This is a genomic window from Streptomyces sp. NPDC008150, assembly GCF_042956945.1.
Classification (GTDB): Bacteria; Actinomycetota; Actinomycetes; order Streptomycetales; family Streptomycetaceae; genus Streptomyces.
This window is the reverse complement of sequence record NZ_JBIBHJ010000019.1, coordinates 1-21,016: the sequence shown is the minus strand read 5'-3', so window position 1 is coordinate 21,016 and position 21,016 is coordinate 1. Positions and strand designations below refer to the sequence as shown.

Below are 21,016 nucleotides of genomic sequence, written 5' to 3'. Positions count from 1 at the left end.
CTTTCGGTGAAGGTTACGGCCACGTCGCGCAGGCCCCCCAGTGCGATCCAGAGATCACCCCCGGCGCCCGCGACGCGCTCAGTGGGTGGCGGCCCTGTCTGAGCGCACCAGGTAGTCGGCGGCGGCCAGCGGTCTGGTCGCAGACGGCCGCCTCGCCGAGACCGGCCCGACAATCAGACCCACCTAAGCCACCCGGCGACATCACGAGTTCAACCTCAGTAATACTCGAACGGGCATTGACCTTGTGCCCGAGGGGCGTCCGAAGCGGGATCAGCGCACGGGCTGTGCCCACCTACCAGGGAGTCGGCATGAATCGGCGGGTTCTGCCCGGGCGCTTCCGGGAACGCGTCTCGTCCGCCTCGGGTTGCGCGGCGAGCCACGTGCGCAGTTCCGCGTGGCGGAACTGCCAGGAGACCCCCTGGACCCGCAGGATCCCGACGCGGTGCGCCCAGTCCAGGAACGCCGCCATCTTCCACGGCAGTTGGCCCCGTGCCTTCATGAGGGACATGGCCACGACGTAGCGGAGCCAGGCGATCAGTCCGACCGCGAAGGCCCCGAAGTAGCCCAGGGCGGTACCGAACGCGGCCCCCGCCCATGCGCCGCCCCCCGCCCAGGCGAAAAGAGCCGCCCCGGTCGCACCGCCGAGCAGCGCCGCGATTCCCTCGCACGCCCAGTAGAACTCCGGCGCGAAGTTGCCACTGAGAGTTCGGTCCAGCCCCACTCTGGCCTCCATGAGCCAGCCCAGGGGGACACCCACGGCACACCCGACGGTGAACCCCGCCCACGGACCGAACAGCAGAAAGGTGCTGACGCCGAAGGCCGTGCCGATGGCGCTGCCGATCTCGCAACCGGAGAGGAGCCGTCGCAGACGGGTCTTCGTGTCGCTCTTCATCCGCCGCATCCGGAGACCGCGAGTGCGACGGGCCACTTTCGGGATCATGGAGTACGGCATGCACGCCGTGACGAGGGCCGCGGTCACCAGGAGAGCCGCGAAGGCGCAGGTGGCCCAGAAGCGGCAGGCGGCATGGCCCGACAGGGACGGCGAGTCCGCGACCGCGTGCCAGGCGTGTGCGCCGTTGCCCGGGCCGCCCGCGACTGCGAGCACGCAGGCGACGGCGAAGAAGGTGACCACCAGGACGTGCACGGCGGCCTGCGCCGCTCTGACCCGTCCGCGGCCGGCGATGGTCCAGAGCCCGTTCAGGGTCAGGTCACCGGAGCCCTCGCTGTCCAGGTGCCGGGCGATCCGGGCCAGCCACGGGGTCACGACGGCGGGGTCGGTCCAACGGGGAACGTCGGCCACCTGGTCCACGCACGCGGCGGGAACGAACGCCGCGAGGAACCTCTCCTGAAGGGCCTCGTCCACGCCCTCCCCCTGCTCGGCCAGCTCGTACGGATGCACGACAGGACCGGGGGAGTGCAGTGCCCGGACGGCCAGGACCAGCTTCCACGGTGTGTCCAGGCGGCGGGCGACGAGCCGGGCACCGCGGGGGGACAGGTCGTGGCGCACGTCGGCCCATTCGGGGGTGTCCGAGTAGCCGGGGAAGGCCGCGCGCAGCGCTCTCTCGATCTCGGCCACGGACAGCCGCTCCATCTCCACCACACATCCCTGAAGCCGGGTCGTCGGGGACTCATCGTCGTCGGCGGTGCGCGTAGTGACAATGAGGGGGGAGCCCGCCTGCCGCATGTAGCGGTTGATCGCCGGCACCAGTTGGGTGATCGGATCGGGATCGTGCACCGGCGGCACGAGGTCCGCAGGGCCCGTCCCCGTGCGGCTTGCGACGGACGGGCCGCCGATCCCCCGGACGACCGTACCGCGGGCCTCGTCCAGGCCGTCGAGGACCGGAAGCACCCATCGGCCGCGTACCAGGTCCAGCGCCGCGCGCGGGTTCGAGCAGAATTGCTGGGTCACCAGTTCGTCGGCGAGCCATTGCTCGAACCGGCGGAACAGGTCCTCCTCGTAGCTTCGCGTTCCGTCGGGCCGCGGGAGGTTCGACGGCTTCCAGTGGTAAAGGGAGACGAGGACGGGCACCGGGTGCCAGGTCGGCCCCGATTCCGAGGTGCGGGGCCCGCGTTGCCTCAGCAGCAGGTCGACGATGTGGGCCGCGAGAAAGGTCTTGCCGGACCCTGCCGGACCGGTGACGACGAGGCAGCCGCGGGGCAGCTGGTTGTAGAACCGGACGACCGAGTGATAGGCGGCGCCCGCCGGATGACCGGCCTCCCGGGTCAGGGTGCGGAACGGCACGTCGATGGGGGACTTGCCCTCTAGGGCGGCGATTTCCCGGGACGCGCGGAGAAACTTGGCGATGTGTACGCGGGACATCTCGTGCAGTTCGCCGACGGCCCGGCGCAGGTGGGCCGGCGCGACGGGCAATTCCGGGCGTGCGTCGGTCAGTCCGCCGACAGTCTCCCGCTCGGAGCCGCCCGGGGAACGTCGGTAGACACTGACCGGCGTCTGCCGGGCGAAGTCCTTGTCCCGCTCAGTGAAGTAGGTCTCCACCCTCCGCGTGAGGTGGCCGATGTCGGGCGGGAACTCCGCGGGACGCTCGGCAAGAGCCGCGAGGACCGTTTCGGCGAACTCGCCTGCCGCCCTGCCGGGGTGGTTGAGGGCCCCCTCTCCCTCGCGGGAGGCGTAAAGCACGAATTGCTCGACGGGCGGACGGGCCGGTCTCCCAGCCGTCGGAAGCGAGATGAGCGCGGGCGATTCGTCCGCCGCGCCGAGCTGCCAGGCACAGGCGTCGATCAGTAGTACCTGCCGGCGGAGGGACTGGTTGGCGCGCTGCCGGAGGAGCTCGCACAACCGGGTCAAGGAGACTGCCCAGGGCTGGCTGGAGGTGGCGTCCTCGACGAAGACGACCCTGTCCGTGTCGGTCATGGCGCCGTGGCCGCTCCAGAAGAGGATCAGCGTCTCGCAGTGGTTCCCCTCGGCGAGGCTGGGGATCGTGTGCACGACGCTCTTCAGCGAAGCCGGCGTGATCTGCAGACCGAGCCTCGCGGCCTCGGCCTCCGTCTCGGCCCGTGCGTCGTCGCGAGGAGTGAGCAGGAGGCTGATGTTGTCGGCCGGGACACGCTGTTCCAGCAGTTGGCGGGCGAGGCGCAGCGCGTCGTCGACCGGCCCGGCCAGCGGATCGTGGGCCTCGTCGCCGTCCTGTTCGACGGCCACCAGGACCGCTCTGACCAGGTGGGGCTCCACCGTTCCCGGTGTCAGCCAATCCACTGGATCACCGCCTTCCAGAAGGTGCGGGACACCCAGTAGGCACTGTGGGACTCGAGGAACGGCTCGCCACCTTCGACGCGCAGATCCTGGACCCGGTCGGTGAAGACGCCCTCGGCCGCGTACGAGAGGAAGTCGTTCGGGTCGTACACGTTCAGCCAGCGTGCCGGGAACGCGTCCGGGAGCTTGCGCCCGAAGGGAAGCGTGGCGAGCGCGTCGATCTCGTGGAGGTACGGCCCCTGGCTGCCGACGGTGATCAGCTGATCCACCTTGCCGGGACCGTGCTCGACCATCGTCTCCAGGCATGCCACTCCACCGAGGCTGTGGCCGAGGAGGGTGACCGCGCCGCCGGGCGCTCTGGCGACGGCGTCCGCGATCTGGTCGCGGAGGGCGGCGCCGTGCACCTGATAGCGCAGGATATCTCCGGCGAGCGGCGTGCCCATGTCGTCCACCTCGCCGCGGTTCCGCCGTCCGTACCAGGTCGCGAGCGGCGAGGCGATCTCCCGCGTGACGGCGAGCAGGGCCGAGGCTCCGCCCTTGTCCTGGGCGTCGAGGTCGCCGCGTACGAAGGAGAGGAGGGTGTCGCGCTTCTCGGCCGGTGTGTCGGGACCGTCCTGCCGCCGGGCGGTGGTGACCGTGAAGGCGACCAGGCCGCGGGCCACCGCGCTGCGGTGGGCGAATCCGCCGGGCCCGACCGTGGTCGCCGCGGCGGTCAGTTCCGTGCCACGGCGGAGAGCGGCCAGCGCCTGTGCGAAGAACTCCTCCAGCCCGGCCGCGCGCAGCAGTTCCGCGGTCTGCGGGGAGGGCCGGTAGTCCTCGGCCTGCACCACGAACGCGTCCTCCTCGGCCGGATCCGCCTCCGCGCCGAGCCGCAGCAGACGCAGCTCGTGCCAGGGGTCGGCGTACAGCACGGCCCATCGGTCGGCCTCCCGGTCGGCAGCGGTTTCCCGCTGCCCTCCTCCTGTCCGCGCGTAACCGGGAACCGATGCCCCGCCCAGGCGCAGCCGCGCACCGTGCGAGTCCGCCCAGTAGCAGCCCTGTACGTCGAGTTGGGGTGCGCCGCCTTCCGCGAACCCCTTCCGGATCTTCTCCAGCGTGGCCGCGAACTTGGCGCCCCTCACTCCCGTTCCGTGGACGAAGACAACCGATCGATACATGCGCACGCTCCGTGAACCGGACGGGACCGCCTGCCCCGTCGTGACCTCGACCGGGGGGCCCTGCGCGACCGTCGGTCGCGGAGGATCCCGCGGACCGGACCCGGCGGCCCCCGTTCGAGAGATCTCGACCTGCCGGGCCGGTGCCTCCTTGATACCGGCCGTCCCGTCGTGCCGACCCGCCCGTTGCACGGCGACAAGCACCGTGCAACGGGTCTTGCCGGAGGCGCCAACGGGATGGTGCGGCACGGTGGTTGATGCCTCGGATGCGACGTGCCACGGGCCGGCCTCCGTACCGGATCACCGCAGAACCCGGGGTGGCGCCGGGCATCTCCTGGCAGAATGTCCGGCATGAGCGTCCTTGCGAAGTCCGGGACGGGGCCGGGCAGTCGAGCCCGGGTGGCATGGTTGCTGCGCGTCAACCGGCGCCTCGGACCGGATCCCGCCCTGCGCCAACTGCGAACGTTCGCCGCGGCCTTCCACGGAGGGTCCTTCCGCCGCGAGGTGAGCGCCAGCGCCGTCTCCCGCTGGGAGACCGGACAGACCGCCGTCCCGTGGGAGGCGGTGCGCCGGTACGAGGAACTGCTCGGGCTGGAGCGCAACCTGCTCACCGCGACCGCCCGCACCGTCTCGCGCTACCTCGCGCCGGGCGTGGTCCGGACCGTCGAGCCGGCGGGCCCGGCCGGGGAACCGCTGGAGGATCTGCTCGAACAGGCCGTCGCCGGTTGCCTGATGACGGGCGACGCCTGGGACCGGCTCGTCGACGGCCTGTGCGAGCGCCCGGACGTCAACCTCCTTCAGGCGGGCACGTGGTCCCGGCTGGCCGAGCGGCTCGTCGAGGAGATGGTCAGGGCCGACGGACTTCCCTGGATGCTGCGCTTCGAGTCGCTCAACCGGCTCCTCAACCACCCCCGCGCCGTTCCTTACGTGGTCCGCGCGTGCGCCGACCTGGCCTCCGGTCCCGCGCGGTCCTCCGCGACCGAGATCATCTGCGCACTGGACAACTGCGACCACCCAGCGGCGGCCGACCGGGTCCTCGCCGAACTGTCCGAACCGAGCAGCCTTCCGGCCCGCCGCGGCGCGGTCATGGCCTGCTTCCGCAAGACCTCCTACCGGCACTTTCCCCCGGATCGGCTCGCCGACCTGGTCCGCTCGCTGCACGAGTGGGCTCCGGCGGCCAGCCCCCTCGGCGACCAGGACGAGCCGCTCCGCGCCCACTTGGCCGCCCTGCGACCCGAGCACGCCCGTGCCCTCCTCGGGCCGGCGTGGACAGGTACGCGGCAGCCTCTGGGGGAGCGGCCCCGGGTGTCGGGCAGGCCCCACACCCGGGGGGACGGTCGCTCCGCCCTGCTGTGGCACCCGGCTCCCTGGGCCGTGCCTCTCCGGGCGGGCACGCGCGGCCACTGGCCGTCGCTGCTGCGCCGGGTCGCGGGGCACGTGGACAGCAACGTGCCCGTGTCTGACAGCACCTCCGCGGACGAGGTCGGCATCCCCGCGTCGCTGTTGGCCGAGACCCTCGTGCCACCCCTCTTCGACGTGCGGCTGTACGCCTGCTTCCTGCTGGCCGCGACCCCGTACCGGGCGGCGTTCGCCGACGCCCTTGTCGCCGAACTCGGCCGTCCTGCCGCCCGCCTCACCCCTGAGGCCGCCGTTCCCCTGCTCGACGCACTGCGTGTGGTGGGCGACGCCCGGCACCGGCCGGCGGTCGAGGAGTTGGCGGTGCGGCCCGGGGTTCCCCGGCCGGTCACCTACGCCGCCGTGCGCAGCCTCGGCCACGTCGCGGCCGACGCGGCCGAGACGGGCCACCTCCGCACCGCGGTTGCCCAGCAGCGTGCGGTCTGGCGCAGGGCGAGCACCGAGACCAGCGCGGCGACGCTGATGAGCCTGGTGTACGCGCTGGGCATGGCCTCCCGGACCGACGTCCTGACCGACGTCCTGACCGAGATCCGGGCCGACGCCAGTACCCTGCCGGGCGCGCGGGAGGCCGCCGCGTGCTGGCTGGCCGTGCCCACCCACCTGCGGGCGAGTGCCCAGCTCTAACGAGGTCGTGCATGGTGGGCGGTGGCGCGTCGAAGGCTGCGGAGCGGCCGTGGTGTTCACATTCGCGTACCGTCGGCCGCCGTGGCGGTCTGCTGGTGGGAGAGCAGTCCGGCGACGGCTTGGATCATGTCGCTCATGTGGTCGCGGCGTCCATAATGTCGCGCCAGGCAGCGCCAGTTCTTCAGATGTCCGATCCCGTGCTCGACCCGGATGCGTCGTGAGGCGTAGGCCTTGCGCTGGCGTTCGTGTATCTCCTCGTACCACTCGGGCGGATTCTTCTTGAACTTGCGGTGCGGCGGTGTCACCACGTGCCCGCCGGTCCGGGGCTCCCAGCCCCTGGTATCCCGGCGTCGGCGAGGATCTCCATGGCCGGCCCGTCGGTCAGCAGCTGGATCAGGCCCAATTTCCGGGCGTGAGTGATGCCTGCGCAGCTGAGGGGCTCGGCCGTGCTAAAGAACAGCAGCCTTCCGGTGGCGCCAGTGACCACTACGGTCGCGGCTTGATGATCTTTCTCTGTGTCGGGTGGTTTGTTCGACGCATAGATCCTGCTTGCGAATCGGCGGGGATCCCCGGGGGCATGCCGGTGCCGGGTTGAGGGTCCGGACCTGGACCGGCTGGAGCAGGAGATCGAGAAGCTCGGCGGGAGTTCACCGCTGGCGGCCCTACGCGCGGCACGGCTGCTGCAAGTCGCCGCCGCGCGGGTGGCGTACTGGCCGGCACACCAGGCACACGACAACGCCAGCGACGAAGAGACAGCCGCCGCCCTCGGACTGGACGAGGCGGCCGCCCGCAGACTCCTGGCCCGCCTCGGCCGCTGGAACCCGCACTACTGACCACGCCACACCAGGAGCATGGCCAAATCGAGCCGGTCGGACCGACGGCGGACGGCCGGTCGGCACCCGAACGACTGGGCCGAGAAACGTAGTTGAGGACCTGCCCTGCACCGGCGTCCCTCGCTTCACGCTCGCGCCGGGCGGCGGGGCAGCCTGTTTGGATTCCAGGATGTGTGGTGACGGCCCGGTTGGTGTGCTCCTTACATCCCGCGCTCCGGCCCGTGGGCCACTCGGGCACGTTGGCCCGGTTCGACGGGCAAGTACTCCAGCAGGACGGGACCCGGGTAGAAGACCGTGCTGTCCCAGCCGGCCATTTCCTCACCCGTCAGGTAGCGGTAGAGCCACTCGGCGAAGGTCATCGCGTGGCCGGCCCAGTCACCTTCTGATCCCTGCACCACCACACCGTCCGTGAACCCGTGCACCTGCGGGGCTCCGAAGATCGCCGCCCCCTGGTCCGTGGCTGCGAGCGGGACGAGGCCCTGTGCGGTTCCGAAGGTGAGGTGCGACAGATCGCAGAAGACGCGGGGATCGTCGTCAGGGCCCGTGACGTAGGACTGCCACGCGCTCTGGGCCCAGGTCGCCGACGTGGAGCGGATGTCCTCGCCCAGGTTGAACCTTCCGGTTGCCGGATGGGCAAGAAAGAGGTGCCCGTTGATCTGCACGGGGGCGTAGGCGTCGACGATCCGTTTGTAGTCCGACGGAAGCTTCCTGCCGAGATCTTCTTCCAGCCTGTGCCAAGCGGCAGCGTCGGCGAAACGCCCCTCTCCCGGCCCGAGCATGGCAAAGACGGCCTGCAGGTAGTCGGTCACAGCACCGATCCTTTCCGGGAGAGCGTCCGTACAGCATCCGCCGTACCTGTTGTCCGCGGTGCGGCGGGGTGCTGTTCCGGGCCGGTGGCTGCACTTGACCGTGCAGGGCATTGGCTTCGTCGGCGGGGCCTGCAAGGACGACGTCGACGCGATCGTGGAGGCCGCGGCCGGGCGTCTCGCCGCGGTGCCAACCTTCGGCCGTCCTGTTCGGCCCGGCCACCGCGGACCCCGAAGCCCTTCTGCTGCCCACCCGCCCCACTGCTCCGGTGCGCGATGTCCGGGAGGCGATCGGCGACGTCCTGCACGAAGTCCCCGAGGAGCCCGGCGGGTTCACCCCGCACGTCTCCGTCGCCTACAGCGCCGGCAACAGCCCCGCCGCGCCAATCGCCGCGCGCCTGGCCACCGTGGCTTTGTTCACGAGAAGGGGTTCTGGCTCACTTTTCGTGGCCTGACTGAGTGTGAGGTCAGTGGTGTGTGGTGGGATGGCCGGACTTTGATGCCGTGACCTGCTGGGAGTCTGCCTTGATGCCCGTGTACTCGTCTCTGGCCAAAGGCCCTGGCCGAGGCTTTGGTCGACGTCCTGTGGTTCATCGAGGGCTGCGAAGACGAGCAGATGGATCCGGACGACGCGGTCAAGGTTCTGGAGGGCGTCGGCCACTTGGTCTGCAAGCTTTCGAGTGGTCAGCGGAGCGAGTTCCTGGAAGGGTTCCCGGAAGGCTTCGGGCTCCTTGATGACGCGGTCTGACCGGGGCCCACGAGTAGAGCAGGACGCGCTTGCGGAGGGGATCGAAGCCGGCCCGGCCGAACATCTGGCGTTTGAGCATCTTGATCCGGTTGACGTGTCCTTCGACGACACCGGAGTTCCAGGGCAGGGTGAGGCCGGCGATGACGGCATCGCGGTCACGGTCGATGCCCGCGGCGAGGGGGTGCAGGCTGGGGAGGTTGTCTTGCCGGACGGCGTCGAGCCACTGCGGCAGCCTTTCGCCTTGGCGCTCGGTGAGCATCTGGCCGAAGGACCGGACGTGACCGGTGAGGGCGTCGAGTTCGGGGCAGTGGACCAGGACGGCCTTGAGCCGAAGGCGGTCGGTCTCTGTTCGGGATTCGGGGCGGCGGAGGATCCATCCGGCGACGACGCGGTGTGACGGCGGCCGAGCTGTGACGGGGCCGGGAGAGAGAGCCGCTTCTCCCGGAAGTAGGCGCGAACGTGCTGGTAGCTGCCCTGATAGCCGAGCGGCACAATCTCCTCCCACACGGTCCAGGCATTCGTGCAGCCCTGATTCCAGCGGTCGTCCAGGTAGGGCTCGAACGCGTCAAGCTTGGACGGCCGACCCTGCCACTGTCCGTGGAAGAGATCCTCCGGGGTGGCTGCGTCGGCGAAGAGCTTCACGGTGCGGGATGTCATGTGGAGCTGGCGGCCGATTGCCCTCCGGCTGAGCCCGGCGGCCAGCAGTTCGTGGACGGTCGCGTGCTTGGCGCGGGTGCGGTCGGCGAAGCGGTGGCCGGTGCGTCAGGGCGAGCCGGTCGGGTCTTGGACCGTGTCGGGCGAGCAATAGTCAATACCTGTGGATGGGCTTGGTCATGGCGGCGGGTTGATCCCCTGGATCGCCTGCCAGCCGGAGCGCGGAGTGGCTGAGGTCAGGAGTTGGACTCCTGTGCCCCGGAGGGTCACCAGCGCGGTGTAGACGGGGTCGAGTTCGTCGACGGAACGTCCGAAGTGGGCCAGGATCTGCGTCAGCTCCAGGTCGATTGCTCTTGCCGAGCCGCGGATGCGGTCGAAGCGGGCGCCGCGACGAGCCGGCCCCAGGATGCAGCGCACGGTGGCGGTGGCCTCGCCCGGGTTCACGACGGTGACCTGGTCGATCTGCAGTTCCACCTCGGCCACGTGGCTGCCGGGAATGAGGGGCTCGGTCATGCCGCAGCCTCGCTGCGCTCGACCAGGGCGCCGTTCTCGAATCTGCTGCCGGCACGGACCACGGCGACCAGGTGGGCTCCGGTGATCGCGCGCCGTCGCGCCTGAGCGGACTCGACCAGCTTGAACACCATCGCGAGGGCGGCCGCTGGGCTGCCCGCGCCGCGGGTGACCTTGGTGCGGAGTTTGACCGTGGAGAAGGTCGACTCGATGGGGTTGGTGGTCCGCAAGTGAATCCAGTGCTCGGCGGGGAAATCGTAGAAGGCGAGCAGTTCGTCACGGTCGTCGGTGATCTTCGCGGCGGCCTTGGGCCACTTGGCGCCGTAGGTTTTCGCGAACTCCTTGATCGCCTTCTCGGCGTGGGTGCGGTCCTCGGCGTTGTAGATCTCCTGCGTCGCCTTCGTCGCGCCTGGCTGCGCGGACTTCGGCAGGGCATTGGTGGCATTGCGGGCTTTGTGAACCCAGCAACGCTGATGGCGGGCTGCGGGGAAGACCTCGGCCAGGGCCTTCCGCAGGCCCATCGCGCCGTCGCCGACGACCAGCTCCGGATCGCGCATGCCGCGACGGCGGCAGTCCCGCAGCAGGTCGGCCCACGACTCGGTCGACTCGCGCAGCCCCTCCGTGAGCGCGATCAGCTCCTTCGTGCCGTCGATGCGCACCCCGGGCAGGACCAGGACGCACGGGTGCGCCTGACCGAGGCGCACCTTGGGGTGCACGCCGTCGGCCCACACGTAGACGACGTCGCGGTCGGACAGGTCACGGGCCTGGAAGGCGGTGTGGTCCTCGCCCCACTGCTTCGTCAGCCGGGTGACGGTGGCCGGCGAGAGTCCGGCGGCCGAGCCGAGGAACTGCTCCAGTGCGGGCACGAAGTCCCCGGACGACAGTCCGTGCAGGTAAAGCAGCGGCAGCACCTCGCTGACCTTGGGCGACTTGCGGCACCACGGCGGAAGGACCCTGGAGGAGAACCGCTTGCGCTCTCCCGTGGACTGGTCCACGCGGCGGTCGTTCACTCGGGGCGCGGAGACCTCGATGGCCCCGGTCCGGGGCCGGTGGCGGCCGTTGCGGACCACCAGGCGACGTCCTTGCTCGTCGGTCTCAGCAGCCAACTCGGCTATGTACTGGTTGACTTCCGCCTCCAGGGCGGCGGCCAGCATCCGGCGGGCGCCCTCGCGCACGATCTCGTCGGTCAAGGAGCCGGACTGGGTGGAGCCGTCATCGGTGACTACGCTGAGCACCGGGCGTGCCTTCCCGACCCGCGCTGCAACGCGGGCCTACTCGGAGACCTTAAGGATCATTCGGGAAGGTACGCCCTCCGCGCACCCTCCCGAACCGGTCCACAAGTTCTGAGCATTGCTCCGGAGCGCCACGGGGACGGTCACCCTGGTGGCGGCGGGAAGAGTCCAGCTGCTGTGCGACAGTGAGAAGGTCCTTGCTGCGTCACAGGATCCCGCGGCCAACGGCATGCTCGTGGCCACCAGGGCCGGGCTTTTCGTCGATCGGGGAACCGTCGCGCAGTAGTCCCCGGGCGCCGCAGCCACACTCCTGTCACGCAGGCGCTGCGCTGTCACCCGGAGGCCGACGCAGCAGGTGCAGACAGATGACGGCGGCGACGACGGTGCGCCGATCGCCCGCCTCCAGGCGGGGGTCCATGTCGACGACGTACTGCTGCAGCCCGATCCACGCGTCGATGGTGCTCACCGTGACTCGACCGAGAATCCCGTGGGTGGGCTTTCCTTCCGGGGTGGTCTCGGTGAGATGCCATTGGGTGAACGGCAGCCCGGGCCGGGTGAGGAAGAGGTGGCGCCTTTGGTCCGTACGGAGTTCGAGCTGGTTGGACTTGAAGAGTCCGGGGGCGCCCGCGCTGCCGATCTCCCGGTGCGCGGCGTCAGTGAAACGGAACTCTGCCGGCCCGGAGTGCTCGATGCGGACGACGACCTCGCCGGACGTGTGGGTGAGGACGTAGTGCGTGTCGTCGGTGCAGGTGAGCGAGGCCAGCGTGGTTCCCTCCCGGGTGGATACGGCCAGGGCGGGACCCAGGTATCTGCGCCACCGCGAGCGCTTCGGCTGCCCGACCACTACGGCATCCAGATCGAGCAGGCCGGGCTCCGTCTTCGGTACTGCGTCCTCCGCCACGATTCCCCCTCAACCGAGTAGGTTCACTGTGACGGAGAACCGGCCCAACTCCCATCCCGCGGGCAAGCATTAGGGCCTTTCCAGCCTGGCTGTTGTATTGGGCAGTTGGGCTGACAACGTGGTTGATTCCCTGGTAGATGGGTTTTCGACCAAGAGAACCGTCTCCACCAGAGGCTTTACGTGCTTGTCTGCCCGTCGGGCGTCGACGTGTCCAGCTCTGCTCTGGGCTTCCGCACGCAGCAGTTGCGAAGGCACCGCCGGACGATCGGCTCCCGTTGGCGGCGTCTGAGCGCCGGCCGCCACGCTCTTCTCACCCTCGCCCACCTGCGGGTGGGGCCCACCCATGCCCAGCTCGCGGCAGGGTTCGGCATCGGCACCACGACGGCCTACCGCTACGTCACCGAGGCTGTCGAACTCCTGGCCGCTCTCGCTCCCGGCCTGGCCGACGCGGTGCGGACCGCGTCGGTGACGGCGTATCTGAACCTGGACGGCACGCTCCTGCCGATGTGGACGTTCATGTTTTCGGCTCTGGCGACGATCACGTGATGTTCTCTGGCCGATGCGTCGCGGCGTACTTGTGGCGGAGCACAGCTCACGCCAGGGTGACGTGCATGTCGCCCTCGGCCAGGACGTTGAGGACTTCGGCGAACAGGTCGTAGGGCTGGCCGTCCGGTGTCAAAGTCTTGGACAGGTGCTCGCGTGCGGTGACGGCGTCTCGCCAGAGCAGGGTTGAGGGGGCGGTGTAGCCGAAGGTGCCGCCCAGGCAGTCGTCGAGGGCGTCCAGGCAGCCGCCGAAGTAGCCACCCGGTCCGTTCACCGCCTCGCCGAGCGCCAGGTAGAGGCCCGGTTCGTCGGTGATGTGCCGGCCGTCGACTTCGTAGGCGTGACGAGCCGGCCGGTCACGGTGGGCGCGCCGGCAGGCCCGCTCCCGGACGAGGTCGAGCCAGGCCCCGCGGCGCCGGGTGTCGAGGCAGGCCCAGGCGCCGAGGGTGTTCGGTGGCCTGGCGAGCCACCGTTCCCAGACGGGCCGGGCGTATTCGGGGACGGGCGTGAAGAGCTTTCCTTCGAGCTCGAGGTCGATCAGGTCCGTCCCGTTGGAGGACGGTTGCCAGGCGGTGACTGTGGTCCACAGCAGTCGTTCCGTGAGGGGTTCGCCCTGGTCGTCCCGTATCTCGAGGGCGGCCTCCTCCAGATCCAGCGCCCGCCGGGTGCCCTTCAGCAGTGCCGCCCTGAGCTGATCACTCGGGGCGAGTCCCCTCAGGACGAGCGGGGTTGCCACCTGCTCGGGTGGTAGGACGCGGGCGAGTTCCCGGCACGAGCCCAGCCACCGATGGCCGTCGTGCACTCGCAGGGAGCCCCTGTGGCCCTCGGGCGGGCCTTCGTAGTCGTCCAGACCGGTGAGCAGCAGACTGTCTGTTCCGGGGAACTGCCCTGAGCTCTCCGCGTCCTCCAGCAGCCAGGGTTCGAGTCCCTCGTCGTCCGGCATCAGCCACACCCGGCTGCCTACCCAGTCCCGCACCTCGCCGTCTACCGGGACCCAGTCGAGCAGTTCGTACGTTCCACGCCGGGGTTCCCCGAACAGCCCCTCCGCCTCGACGCAGACTCCCCAGGCATGGCCGTGCTCGGTCTCCGTCAGTGTGTACCGCGTGGGCCCGCGATGGGTCTCGTCCTCCTGCACGGAGGGAATCATGTCCGGAACAGGCTATCCAAGCGCAGCCTTGCCGCCACAGTCAGGCGTAGTGTCGTGAAGCAAGGGTTGCGAGCCAGATCTGGGGGGATCTCGTGAGTGAGCGAATTCTGTACTTCGCGTCGACCGATGGCGGCTCCGAGCACCGGCTCCGGCCGGGCGACTTTGAGGACAGTCTCTTCTACAACATCCTTTTCGGAGACGCCGCGCTCGTTGTACCCGATGTTTTCTTCTTCAACTGCGTTCCGTTGCTGCAGCATGTGGACGAACAGGCAACCGGGAGCCTGCCCTTCTTCGTTCAAGCCCTGAAGAAGGGATTGGTGATCCCTGGCTTTCGGTCGGCGGCGACTACTTCGTTCGTGGAGAGCCTTGCGGCCCTGGGAGCCGCGCAGATCCGAGGGATCGAGCTCCAGGGGTTCAACGTGGAGGAGAAGGCCCGCCTACTCGACGGGAACTACTCCGAAGGAGCCAGTCCGGCGATCTGGCTCCCGAATCTGGGAGAGCGATTTCAGTCAATGGTTGAGACGGTCTTCCAGCAACCCGGTTCCGGAATTGTCAGCGAGGACATCCAGAATCTCTGGGCGGCAACTGAATCCTGGCGCCTCAACAGTGTCGATGCGGCAATGCAACTCACCGCAAACGTCGGAGGGACGGGCCTCAGGAGAGCCGAACTGTTCAACGCCGTTGGTCATCACCTCGGTGTGTTGGATGCAGACAGGTCTTTCAATAAGCCCTTCGAACTCGTCGCTGCGGTTCGCTCGGCGCCTCACTTGGCTCATCTGACAGATCAAGCCGCGTTCTACGTGGACATCGTCAACGTTTGCTACCAACAGAATCAAGCCCGTGGGCTCGTACGACAAGGGCTCACAGCCGAACCCAACATCCCCCAAGGGCTGTCCCGCGCGGCCGAAGCGGTGGTTCCAGGGCTTCAGGCAGTCGGCGCCTGGGATGAGCCGGATCACTTTTTCGAACATAACGTCAGGCTGCCGAAGACCAGTGCGTTGCTCGCAGCGACCAGTAGCGAACTCATAGCTGTGCGGGAGGATCTGGGAGGGGTGTACCACCATCACCGACGCGAGTGGGTGCGTAATCCCGTCGAGGATCGGGCCGATCTCCTGCGGACTGCGATCGACGAGTACGCGAGCGAGATATGCCGCGTAGCGGAGGGCGCCCAGCAGACGGCCAAGATTAGTCAGCGCAGCAAGCTCGCACGCACAGGTCTCGGCAGTGTTGCCGGTAGCCTCCCGGGTATTGCACTGGGGTTTGTGCCCGGTGTCCCCAGTTATGCGATGGTGGCGATTACGGCCATCGGTAGCGCTGTCGGGTCCATGGCGCAGGCCATCGTGCAGAAGGATGTGACCACGCTCGGGCGACGCCGACAACGGCAGGTCGAGGTCCGCTCCTACCCCGGTCCAGCCGAATACAGCGGCATCGTTCCGACGCCCTGACGCCTCCGGCCCCGGGCGCGAGGCGTCCCGTACGTCCTTGCAGGAGCCAAGTTCGGCGCACCACTTACGAGTTGGTGCGTGATAGCGGGTGGGCAGACTCTTGTGGTGAGGGGCATAGCCGATCGTTCGGTACTGGCGCATCCTTTGTTCACCGGGATCTCGACAGCTCATCTGTCGTCTCTGATCGTGGAGTTGGCCAGACCCTGGGTGGTTGCGGTCGTGGGGCGCCGGCATCAGGCGAGGGGCGGGGCGAGGAAGCGGGTGCCAGGGGCCGGGGCCCGACATCAACTGGTCTTCGTGGACCGGCTGGTGCTTACCCTCATCCACCTGCGGCATGATCTGCCGCATGCAGTCCTTGGAGTGCTGTTCGGCGTCGACCGCTCGACCGTCACCCGTGCTGTCGGTGAGGTGCGCAGGCTCCTCGCGCAGCGGGGCTTCGCCGTTCCCGACAGGCCGGGACTGCGCCTTCGGACGTTGGAGGACGTGTTCGCCTACGCACAGGCGGAAGGCGTCGAGCTGCGCCTGGATGCCACCGAGGTCCAAGTCCGACGACCGGCAGCGAGCCGCGGCGGACGCCGTTCCTTCATCTCGGGCAAGAAGAAGCAGAACACGATGAAAGCCACCGTCATCGCCGACCACCGCGGCCGCACCCTGTGGGCCGACAGCCTGCGACCGGGACGGTACCGATGATCACCGTCGGCGGCAGTCCTCTCCGCACCGGCCCCTCCAGCAGGTTCACGCGCGACACCTGGTGAACTACGATGCGGCCACACATGGATGGGAACGGTGGGGGTGTCGTGTCATTTCCTATGGCCCTGGGCCTTGTCCTCACGCTGTTAGGATTCTTTGCCCTGTTGGCCCAGTCAGGCAACTTCGTGGAATACCGCCTCATGCGGAAGTTGAAGCACCATGGCGTCGACGGGCAGGCTGTCTACAAATTCTACGAATACGTGACCAATTCACACCGGGCCTTCTTCGACGTATGCCTGCCGGAGGGGGAGCCGCCTGCCAGATTCCATGAGTACATGCAGTCGCTGCCCGGCCCCGAGGGCACGGTCGTACCGGTCGTGCACGACAGCCGGAAGCCGCGGCACGCGAAGACGGGAACCCGCGCGGACCTCGACTTCGACAAGGAGCGGCCAGTCGTGCTCCTCATGGGGGGCACCGGCCTAGCGCTGCTCGGCGTCGGGGCGATGCTCTGCCTTATTAGCGCGGTACCGTGACCTGCGAGAAGTTGAGTCCACGAGCATGAAGGTCACGATCTACAGCTGGAGTGCTAGGGGCTTGTGGCTTGATTGCTGGGGTGCTGTGACAGGCGGCTTTGGGCGTGAACTGGATTTCGTGCGGTGGCTGTTGGCGATCCATTTTCAGTTGAGGGCCGAGGGTGCTTTGTACGTCAGTAGCGGCGCTGGTTCAATTTCTGTGATCCGTGACTGTTGGTCACCGATCAGACTCCGACCAAGGGCTTCCCGTTGTGGCGGGATCGGAGGGGCAAGGACGTTGCGGAGGCGGGTACTGTCCTGGCGCTCCTTCGACCGATTCGCAGCTTCGGCCCATCGCGCGGCGGGTTCGGATCGGTTGGAGATAACTTGGTCCAGGGCGTCGACGGCGAGACCGAAGGGCCCGTAACGTCGCTGCCCATACAGCCGCCGTAGGACCGGATTCTCAGCCGCGGAAGAGGAGGGCCATGAGGTAGACGACGATCACCAGCGCCATTGCCGCGGATGCCGCCGTCCCAACGAAGCCGTTCTCCTCGGTGAAGCCCTCGACTTTCACCCGCGTCGGACGGGCTGGGTCGTATCGGACCCTGACCTCCATCGGAAACGACAGCGGGAAAGACCTGCTGCCTGTCGCCCGCACGGAGACCGGAGCGTCGCCCCCCTTTGGCGTGAACAGCAGTCGGGGGTGGAAGTGGGACACCCCGTCGCTGTCGACGCGCTCATCCGCGTCGGACACCACCCCCGTCGTCGACGCACCGCGCCGGGACAGCCGGTAGTGCCGGTAGGCGGATCTTCCCGCTCCCACTGCCAACCCGACCGACAAGACGAGCAGTAGCCACTTCCCCACCGTGTCACCCACGCAGGGAAGTTTCCCCTTCTCCGGCCTCCATGCACAACAGCCCCCACCCGCCGGAGCAATGTGGCGGGCCTGGGTCGGGGCGGTCGGTGGGAAATCTGGGACTGTCTTGCTTCGCAAGGTAGCGGTCAGCTAGCGTGCATCGCATGGAACCTGGCAAGACAATGAGCCAGCTCCGCAAGGGGGTCCTTGAGTACTGCGTGCTGTCGCTTCTGCGTGACGGCCCGCGCTACGGCACGGAACTGGTGGCGACATTGGCGGATACCGGAGCGCTGGCAATGAGCCAGGGCACGGTGTACCCGCTGCTGTCACGGCTGCGCCGCGAGGAACTGGTGACCACCGACTGGAGCGAATCGCCGAGCGGACCGCCCCGGCGCTATTACGCGCTGACCGACACCGGCCGTGCGGCACTCGCTGACTTCGCCTCGGTGTGGGCGCAGTTCACGGACGCGGTCGGCCGCCTCATCACCCCCGACCTGATTTCCGACCGGAGTAAGCAGTGAGCGTTTTCAGCGTTGTTTCTCCAGGGTGAGGACGGCTTTGGCGATGACGGTCATGCGGTTGGGGCTGATGCGGGATCTGCGGAAGATCTGCCAGGACTTCAGTCGTGCCATGCCGCGTTCGACAGGTGCCCTCGCGGCGGACAGGCCCCGGTTCAGGGTCCGCTCGGTAACGGTGAGTTCACCGCCGGGTGGTCGGCGCTTGGCGGTGGTGACCCAGTCGCCGGCCCCGATGTAGGCCATGCCGGCGAGGACCGGGACGCCCTGGCGCTCGCAGATCCGGAGGATCTTGTGGGTGCGGGCGGCCGTCAGGTCGTGGGTCCGGCCCGGCAGTGTCGGCGACAGCCAGAGAATCTTGCCGGCCGGGTCGGTGACGACCTGCACGTTCACGCCGTGCCGCTTGTGCTTCGCCGAGTAGTCGGCCCTGCCGTCGCCGACGCGGTCGCACCGGCGAGCGTGCCGTCCAGGAGGACGAAGTCCGGATCGTGCGCGCGCAGCGTCTTCAGCAGACCCGGCGCCTGCTCGGCGAGCAGGCCGGTGACCGCGGTGACGTAGGCGTGGGCGGTGCCGACCGATATCCCGAAGCCGGCCGCGATCCGGGCGAGGGTGTCATGGCGGCGCAGGTACACGAGCGCGACCAGCGCACGCCTGTGCGGCGGAAGCTTGCACCGCCTCTCACCCTCGTGGGTGACGATGAGCATCGTGACCCACTCGACCAGAGCGTGGGACAGGTCGAGTGCGGCAGGATAGGGAACCAACAGGGCTCCTGTGCTGCTGGGTTGAGACGTCGAACACCTCCCTCAACGGCACGGGAGCCCTGTCCGTTGCGCACCCCCACCTCACGCCGCCCCCGTCACCCGATCAGTGGCCACACTGAAAATGCTCACTGGCCGGTCGCCGGTGTCATCGAAGAGCGGCACATCGTCGATGCCGGTGTCGACCGGCGCCCGGTGGACCCGCACCGGGTGCCGCCACCGCCCGCCCGCGTCCCGGGCGACGTCGACGGCAACCTCCAGCACGACGTCCGCGCGCACCAGCACGATATCGAGCGTCTCCCGGCTGCCCCACCCGGCGGAGAACGTCCAACCCGCCCGGGGGTGTTCACCGCCGGGGAGCGTCAAGTGGGCGCCCACGGTGCGGCCGGTGGCTTCGGACAACGTGGTGCTGCGCCCGGCGTACCGCAGGCGGCCGGCGGTGTCGTACCGGCCGAGGAGCAGCGACCGGGGTGCGGTGGGGGTGCCGGTGATGGCGCCGATGACGGCCTCGGTGGTGACCCGCACCTACTGGTGAAGAGGCATTGATCCGAACCTGCGCTATTCCCACCTGACCCCGGCCTCTTGGACCTTGCGGTGGCCGAAAGGCCAGCAGGCCTCGACGGTTGCGCCCCGGTCCTGGTTGAGGTCCGCCTCTGCAGCGGTAGACCGGCTCGGGGTCGTGCTCCCTCCTGTCGTGCTCATGCCTCATGCTGTTCCATGCGTTGATGAACCGAGGGAGACGACATGACCGAGGACGAACTGATCGCGGCTGTCAGGAAGCAGACACCCGACGACAACCTGGCACCGGTCGCTACCCCTACCGTGATCTCCGCCGTCGAGGCGGAGGTCGGTCACCCGATGCCCCGTTTCCTCCGCAGGCTCTATGCCGAAGTCTCCAACGGCGGCTTCGGCATCGACGGCTGGGAGTGCGCCTCGTTGAGCCCGCTTCCTGACCACTACTTCTGCGACGGCGAGGACATCCTCGAGCTCTACCGCGGTTTCACCACTCCCACCCAAGACCCGGACGGTGAGACCGTCCCGCACGGCATCGTTCCGATCATGGACCGCGGCTGCACGATGTGGACTCTTGTCGACTTCCGCACGCCCGACGGCCGCATCTGGGTGTGGGATGGGAACGAGTGCTGCCGCAAGCTCTGTCCCACCACCATCACCTCCGTGCGGGAGTACTTCGCCGAGGGCATCGCGGGTCGACTGGACGGCGCCAGCCCGCTGCACAGCCAGTTGATAGGGGAGTCCTGCGAGCACTGAGGATCAAGCGGCCGGTGTCTTGAACTCCGAGCGGAAGCATCACCTCACGGGGCGTCTTCAGCGCTGCCTCTCCATGGTGAGGACCGCGGCGGCGATGATCGTCCTCCGGTCTCAAGCGCGGGCAGGATGGGACCCGCCAGGTAGTCGGACCAGTTCTCGCCGGCCAAGGCTGCGAAGCGTTCCGCTGTTCTCGGCTGGATGCCGATTAAGTCGGAGAGCACGACGGGTGGCAGGTCGGCGAGCGCTTGCATCATGGCCGTGTTCCGGGCTGCGCGGGCGGGTAGGCCGTAGCGTTTGAGTTTGTCGGACAGTCCCGCAGGGTTGCGGGGGCGCCCGGGGGCTCGGCCCGGCAGTAGGTACCTGGTGGCTTCGTTGCCGTGCCGGGATCCGCCTTCGAGGTGGTCGTCGATGAGGCGGGCGAGCTTCGAGCAGGGCCCGGCGGTCGGCGTAGGGCAGGGCGGTGAGGTCCTGGTCGCCGTGGTGGGTCGGGTCGAACGCGACGAAGTGCGCCGGCCACCGTCGTCCGCTTCGGCGGCCGCGGTCGTGCCGCGGCGGGCGAGGCGCTGATGGAGCCGCTCGAACGCGAGCCGGCCCTCCTGCCACACCACCATTTCGCCGTCCAGGCACACGTTGTCGGGCAGCTGTGCGAGGGCCGCGGCCCGGATCTCGGGGAACGAGCCGTCATGTCGGTGCCGCGCCGGGACGCAGCAGCACCTGACCGTCGCGGACGGCGAGTTGGGCCCGGTAGCCGTCCTTCTCCAGACTTTGACGTGTCTCATGAGACATCGTGGGTCGATCGCAACGCCCGGGTTCCGCGGCTGCGCGCTCGCCAACTACTTCGTCGAGCGGTGCAGTCGAAGGAGGCGACGTATGCCGCCCTTACCGCTCCTTCCGTTCCACAGCACGCCCCCGAGCCAGATGGGCAGCCAGTGAACCGATTCCGGCAGGGGGGACGTGAGGAGGAGCCATACGCGAAAGAGCGCGCTGCCTACCACGTAGCCGCCACGCTGTGCCTTCGAGCCGGCGGCGGCCTGCAGCATCGGTTTCATGGCCATCCTGCGAGGTTATGCGGCCCCCTCGGCCATGTGCCTGAGTAGGCCTACTCACAAGGGCTCCCGAGCTGGGTGCTGTCTGTTTCAAAGGATGCTCCGGGCGGCCCGAAAGGGTGCTGGGGATGCCGCGAAGCCCCTGG

Annotated in this window: 19 protein-coding genes and 4 pseudogenes; 11 read left to right on the top strand and 12 right to left on the bottom strand. The window is 68.8% G+C overall.

Annotated features, from left to right (window positions below; genetic code table 11):
- Positions 1 to 292: 292 nt before the first annotated feature.
- Both ACFZA0_RS33535 and ACFZA0_RS33530 read right to left on the bottom strand, forming a co-directional pair.
- Complete coding sequence (locus ACFZA0_RS33535; protein WP_391024018.1) at positions 293 to 3,214, bottom strand: caspase family protein; 2,922 nt, start codon at positions 3,212 to 3,214, stop codon at positions 293 to 295.
- Positions 3,202 to 4,368 carry a hypothetical protein gene (locus ACFZA0_RS33530; RefSeq protein ID WP_391024016.1) on the bottom strand — a complete coding sequence of 389 codons (1,167 nt, stop codon included), beginning with the start codon at positions 4,366 to 4,368 and terminating at the stop codon, positions 3,202 to 3,204. The genes ACFZA0_RS33535 and ACFZA0_RS33530 overlap by 13 nt, the downstream gene beginning before the upstream one ends.
- A 348-nt stretch (positions 4,369 to 4,716) precedes the next feature.
- Between ACFZA0_RS33530 and ACFZA0_RS33525 the strand changes: the two genes are divergently transcribed.
- Positions 4,717 to 6,405, top strand: a complete 1,689-nt coding sequence (locus tag ACFZA0_RS33525; protein WP_391024015.1) for an XRE family transcriptional regulator — start codon at positions 4,717 to 4,719, stop codon at positions 6,403 to 6,405.
- A gap of 56 nt (positions 6,406 to 6,461) precedes the next feature.
- Here ACFZA0_RS33525 and ACFZA0_RS33520 read toward each other — a convergent pair whose 3' ends face one another.
- Positions 6,462 to 6,713 carry a transposase family protein gene (locus ACFZA0_RS33520; protein WP_391024013.1) on the bottom strand — a complete coding sequence of 84 codons (252 nt, stop codon included), beginning with the start codon at positions 6,711 to 6,713 and terminating at the stop codon, positions 6,462 to 6,464.
- Positions 6,714 to 7,106: 393 nt separating this feature from the next.
- On the opposite strand from ACFZA0_RS33520, the gene ACFZA0_RS33515 reads away from it, so the two are divergent.
- A complete protein-coding gene (locus tag ACFZA0_RS33515) occupies positions 7,107 to 7,238 on the top strand; it encodes a hypothetical protein (RefSeq protein ID WP_391024011.1) in 132 nt (43 codons plus the stop codon).
- 200 nt (positions 7,239 to 7,438) lie between these two features.
- Here the strand turns inward: ACFZA0_RS33515 and ACFZA0_RS33510 are convergent, their stop codons facing one another.
- On the bottom strand, positions 7,439 to 8,047 hold the full coding sequence (locus ACFZA0_RS33510) for a hypothetical protein (protein ID WP_391024009.1): 609 nt from the start codon (positions 8,045 to 8,047) through the stop codon (positions 7,439 to 7,441).
- Positions 8,048 to 8,313: 266 nt separating this feature from the next.
- On the opposite strand from ACFZA0_RS33510, the gene ACFZA0_RS33505 reads away from it, so the two are divergent.
- Together ACFZA0_RS33505 and ACFZA0_RS33500 are read left to right on the top strand one after the other, a co-directional pair.
- Entirely contained in the window at positions 8,314 to 8,499 is a 186-nt protein-coding gene (locus ACFZA0_RS33505) for a hypothetical protein (protein ID WP_391024007.1), read from the top strand.
- A gap of 116 nt (positions 8,500 to 8,615) precedes the next feature.
- Positions 8,616 to 8,792 carry a hypothetical protein gene (locus ACFZA0_RS33500; RefSeq protein WP_391024005.1) on the top strand — a complete coding sequence of 59 codons (177 nt, stop codon included), beginning with the start codon at positions 8,616 to 8,618 and terminating at the stop codon, positions 8,790 to 8,792.
- Positions 8,793 to 8,877: 85 nt separating this feature from the next.
- On the opposite strand, the pseudogene ACFZA0_RS33495 reads toward ACFZA0_RS33500, so the two are convergent.
- The 4 genes and pseudogenes from ACFZA0_RS33495 to ACFZA0_RS33480 all read right to left on the bottom strand — a co-directional run.
- Positions 8,878 to 9,297, bottom strand: a pseudogene (locus ACFZA0_RS33495) (ISL3 family transposase); the annotation flags it as partial.
- 326 nt (positions 9,298 to 9,623) lie between these two features.
- On the bottom strand, positions 9,624 to 9,959 hold the full coding sequence (locus ACFZA0_RS33490; protein WP_391024003.1) for a hypothetical protein: 336 nt from the start codon (positions 9,957 to 9,959) through the stop codon (positions 9,624 to 9,626).
- The gene (locus tag ACFZA0_RS33485; protein ID WP_391024001.1) at positions 9,956 to 11,191 is read right to left on the bottom strand and encodes an IS256 family transposase; all 1,236 of its coding nucleotides are present in this window, start codon (positions 11,189 to 11,191) and stop codon (positions 9,956 to 9,958) included. Before ACFZA0_RS33485 ends, ACFZA0_RS33490 begins: the two co-directional genes overlap by 4 nt.
- A gap of 310 nt (positions 11,192 to 11,501) precedes the next feature.
- Positions 11,502 to 12,089 carry a hypothetical protein gene (locus tag ACFZA0_RS33480; RefSeq protein ID WP_391023999.1) on the bottom strand — a complete coding sequence of 196 codons (588 nt, stop codon included), beginning with the start codon at positions 12,087 to 12,089 and terminating at the stop codon, positions 11,502 to 11,504.
- Between the two features lie 180 nt (positions 12,090 to 12,269).
- Between ACFZA0_RS33480 and ACFZA0_RS33475 the strand changes: the two are divergent.
- Positions 12,270 to 12,596, top strand: a pseudogene (locus tag ACFZA0_RS33475) (transposase family protein); the annotation flags it as partial.
- An 85-nt stretch (positions 12,597 to 12,681) separates the two neighbouring features.
- Here the strand turns inward: ACFZA0_RS33475 and ACFZA0_RS33470 are convergent.
- Positions 12,682 to 13,779 (bottom strand): barstar family protein, encoded by a 1,098-nt coding sequence (locus tag ACFZA0_RS33470; protein WP_391023997.1) that lies wholly within the window; start codon positions 13,777 to 13,779, stop codon positions 12,682 to 12,684.
- Positions 13,780 to 13,871: 92 nt separating this feature from the next.
- Here ACFZA0_RS33470 and ACFZA0_RS33465 point away from each other — a divergent pair, with 92 nt between their 5' ends.
- From ACFZA0_RS33465 to ACFZA0_RS33455, 3 genes and pseudogenes are all read left to right on the top strand, one after another.
- Positions 13,872 to 15,224: a hypothetical protein gene (locus tag ACFZA0_RS33465; RefSeq protein ID WP_391023995.1), complete on the top strand. Its 1,353-nt coding sequence runs from the start codon at positions 13,872 to 13,874 to the stop codon at positions 15,222 to 15,224.
- Positions 15,225 to 15,338: 114 nt separating this feature from the next.
- A pseudogene (locus ACFZA0_RS33460) lies at positions 15,339 to 15,905 on the top strand (transposase family protein); the annotation flags it as partial.
- Positions 15,906 to 16,249: 344 nt separating this feature from the next.
- Positions 16,250 to 16,447, top strand: coding sequence for a hypothetical protein (locus ACFZA0_RS33455; protein WP_391023993.1), 198 nt, complete (start codon positions 16,250 to 16,252; stop codon positions 16,445 to 16,447).
- A gap of 442 nt (positions 16,448 to 16,889) precedes the next feature.
- On the opposite strand, the gene ACFZA0_RS33450 is transcribed toward ACFZA0_RS33455, so the two are convergent.
- Positions 16,890 to 17,303 carry a DUF3592 domain-containing protein gene (locus ACFZA0_RS33450; protein ID WP_391023991.1) on the bottom strand — a complete coding sequence of 138 codons (414 nt, stop codon included), beginning with the start codon at positions 17,301 to 17,303 and terminating at the stop codon, positions 16,890 to 16,892.
- 143 nt (positions 17,304 to 17,446) lie between these two features.
- Between ACFZA0_RS33450 and ACFZA0_RS33445 the strand changes: the two genes are divergently transcribed.
- Positions 17,447 to 17,803 (top strand): helix-turn-helix transcriptional regulator, encoded by a 357-nt coding sequence (locus tag ACFZA0_RS33445; protein WP_391023988.1) that lies wholly within the window; start codon positions 17,447 to 17,449, stop codon positions 17,801 to 17,803.
- 6 nt (positions 17,804 to 17,809) lie between these two features.
- Here the strand turns inward: ACFZA0_RS33445 and ACFZA0_RS33440 are convergent.
- Together ACFZA0_RS33440 and ACFZA0_RS33435 are read right to left on the bottom strand one after the other, a co-directional pair.
- Positions 17,810 to 18,558: pseudogene (locus ACFZA0_RS33440) on the bottom strand (transposase family protein).
- An 81-nt stretch (positions 18,559 to 18,639) separates the two neighbouring features.
- Positions 18,640 to 18,840 carry a hypothetical protein gene (locus tag ACFZA0_RS33435; RefSeq protein ID WP_391023987.1) on the bottom strand — a complete coding sequence of 67 codons (201 nt, stop codon included), beginning with the start codon at positions 18,838 to 18,840 and terminating at the stop codon, positions 18,640 to 18,642.
- 103 nt (positions 18,841 to 18,943) lie between these two features.
- Here ACFZA0_RS33435 and ACFZA0_RS33430 point away from each other — a divergent pair, with 103 nt between their 5' ends.
- Positions 18,944 to 19,090 carry a hypothetical protein gene (locus ACFZA0_RS33430; protein ID WP_391023985.1) on the top strand — a complete coding sequence of 49 codons (147 nt, stop codon included), beginning with the start codon at positions 18,944 to 18,946 and terminating at the stop codon, positions 19,088 to 19,090.
- Between the two features lie 209 nt (positions 19,091 to 19,299).
- Positions 19,300 to 19,824: an SMI1/KNR4 family protein gene (locus ACFZA0_RS33425; RefSeq protein ID WP_391023983.1), complete on the top strand. Its 525-nt coding sequence runs from the start codon at positions 19,300 to 19,302 to the stop codon at positions 19,822 to 19,824.
- The last annotated feature ends 1,192 nt before the right edge of the window (positions 19,825 to 21,016 follow it).

What these genes read in the sequence shown, in the direction of transcription:
- ACFZA0_RS33470 (WP_391023997.1), bottom strand. Translation starts at nt 13,779, where the DNA reads ATGATTCCCTCCGTGCAGGAGGACGAGACCCATCGCGGGCCCACGCGG.
- ACFZA0_RS33530 (WP_391024016.1), bottom strand. Translation starts at nt 4,368, where the DNA reads ATGTATCGATCGGTTGTCTTCGTCCACGGAACGGGAGTGAGGGGCGCC.
- ACFZA0_RS33490 (WP_391024003.1), bottom strand. Translation starts at nt 9,959, where the DNA reads ATGACCGAGCCCCTCATTCCCGGCAGCCACGTGGCCGAGGTGGAACTG.
- ACFZA0_RS33455 (WP_391023993.1), top strand. Translation starts at nt 16,250, where the DNA reads ATGCAGTCGCTGCCCGGCCCCGAGGGCACGGTCGTACCGGTCGTGCAC.
- ACFZA0_RS33445 (WP_391023988.1), top strand. Translation starts at nt 17,447, where the DNA reads ATGGAACCTGGCAAGACAATGAGCCAGCTCCGCAAGGGGGTCCTTGAG.
- ACFZA0_RS33425 (WP_391023983.1), top strand. Translation starts at nt 19,300, where the DNA reads ATGACCGAGGACGAACTGATCGCGGCTGTCAGGAAGCAGACACCCGAC.
- ACFZA0_RS33525 (WP_391024015.1), top strand. Translation starts at nt 4,717, where the DNA reads ATGAGCGTCCTTGCGAAGTCCGGGACGGGGCCGGGCAGTCGAGCCCGG.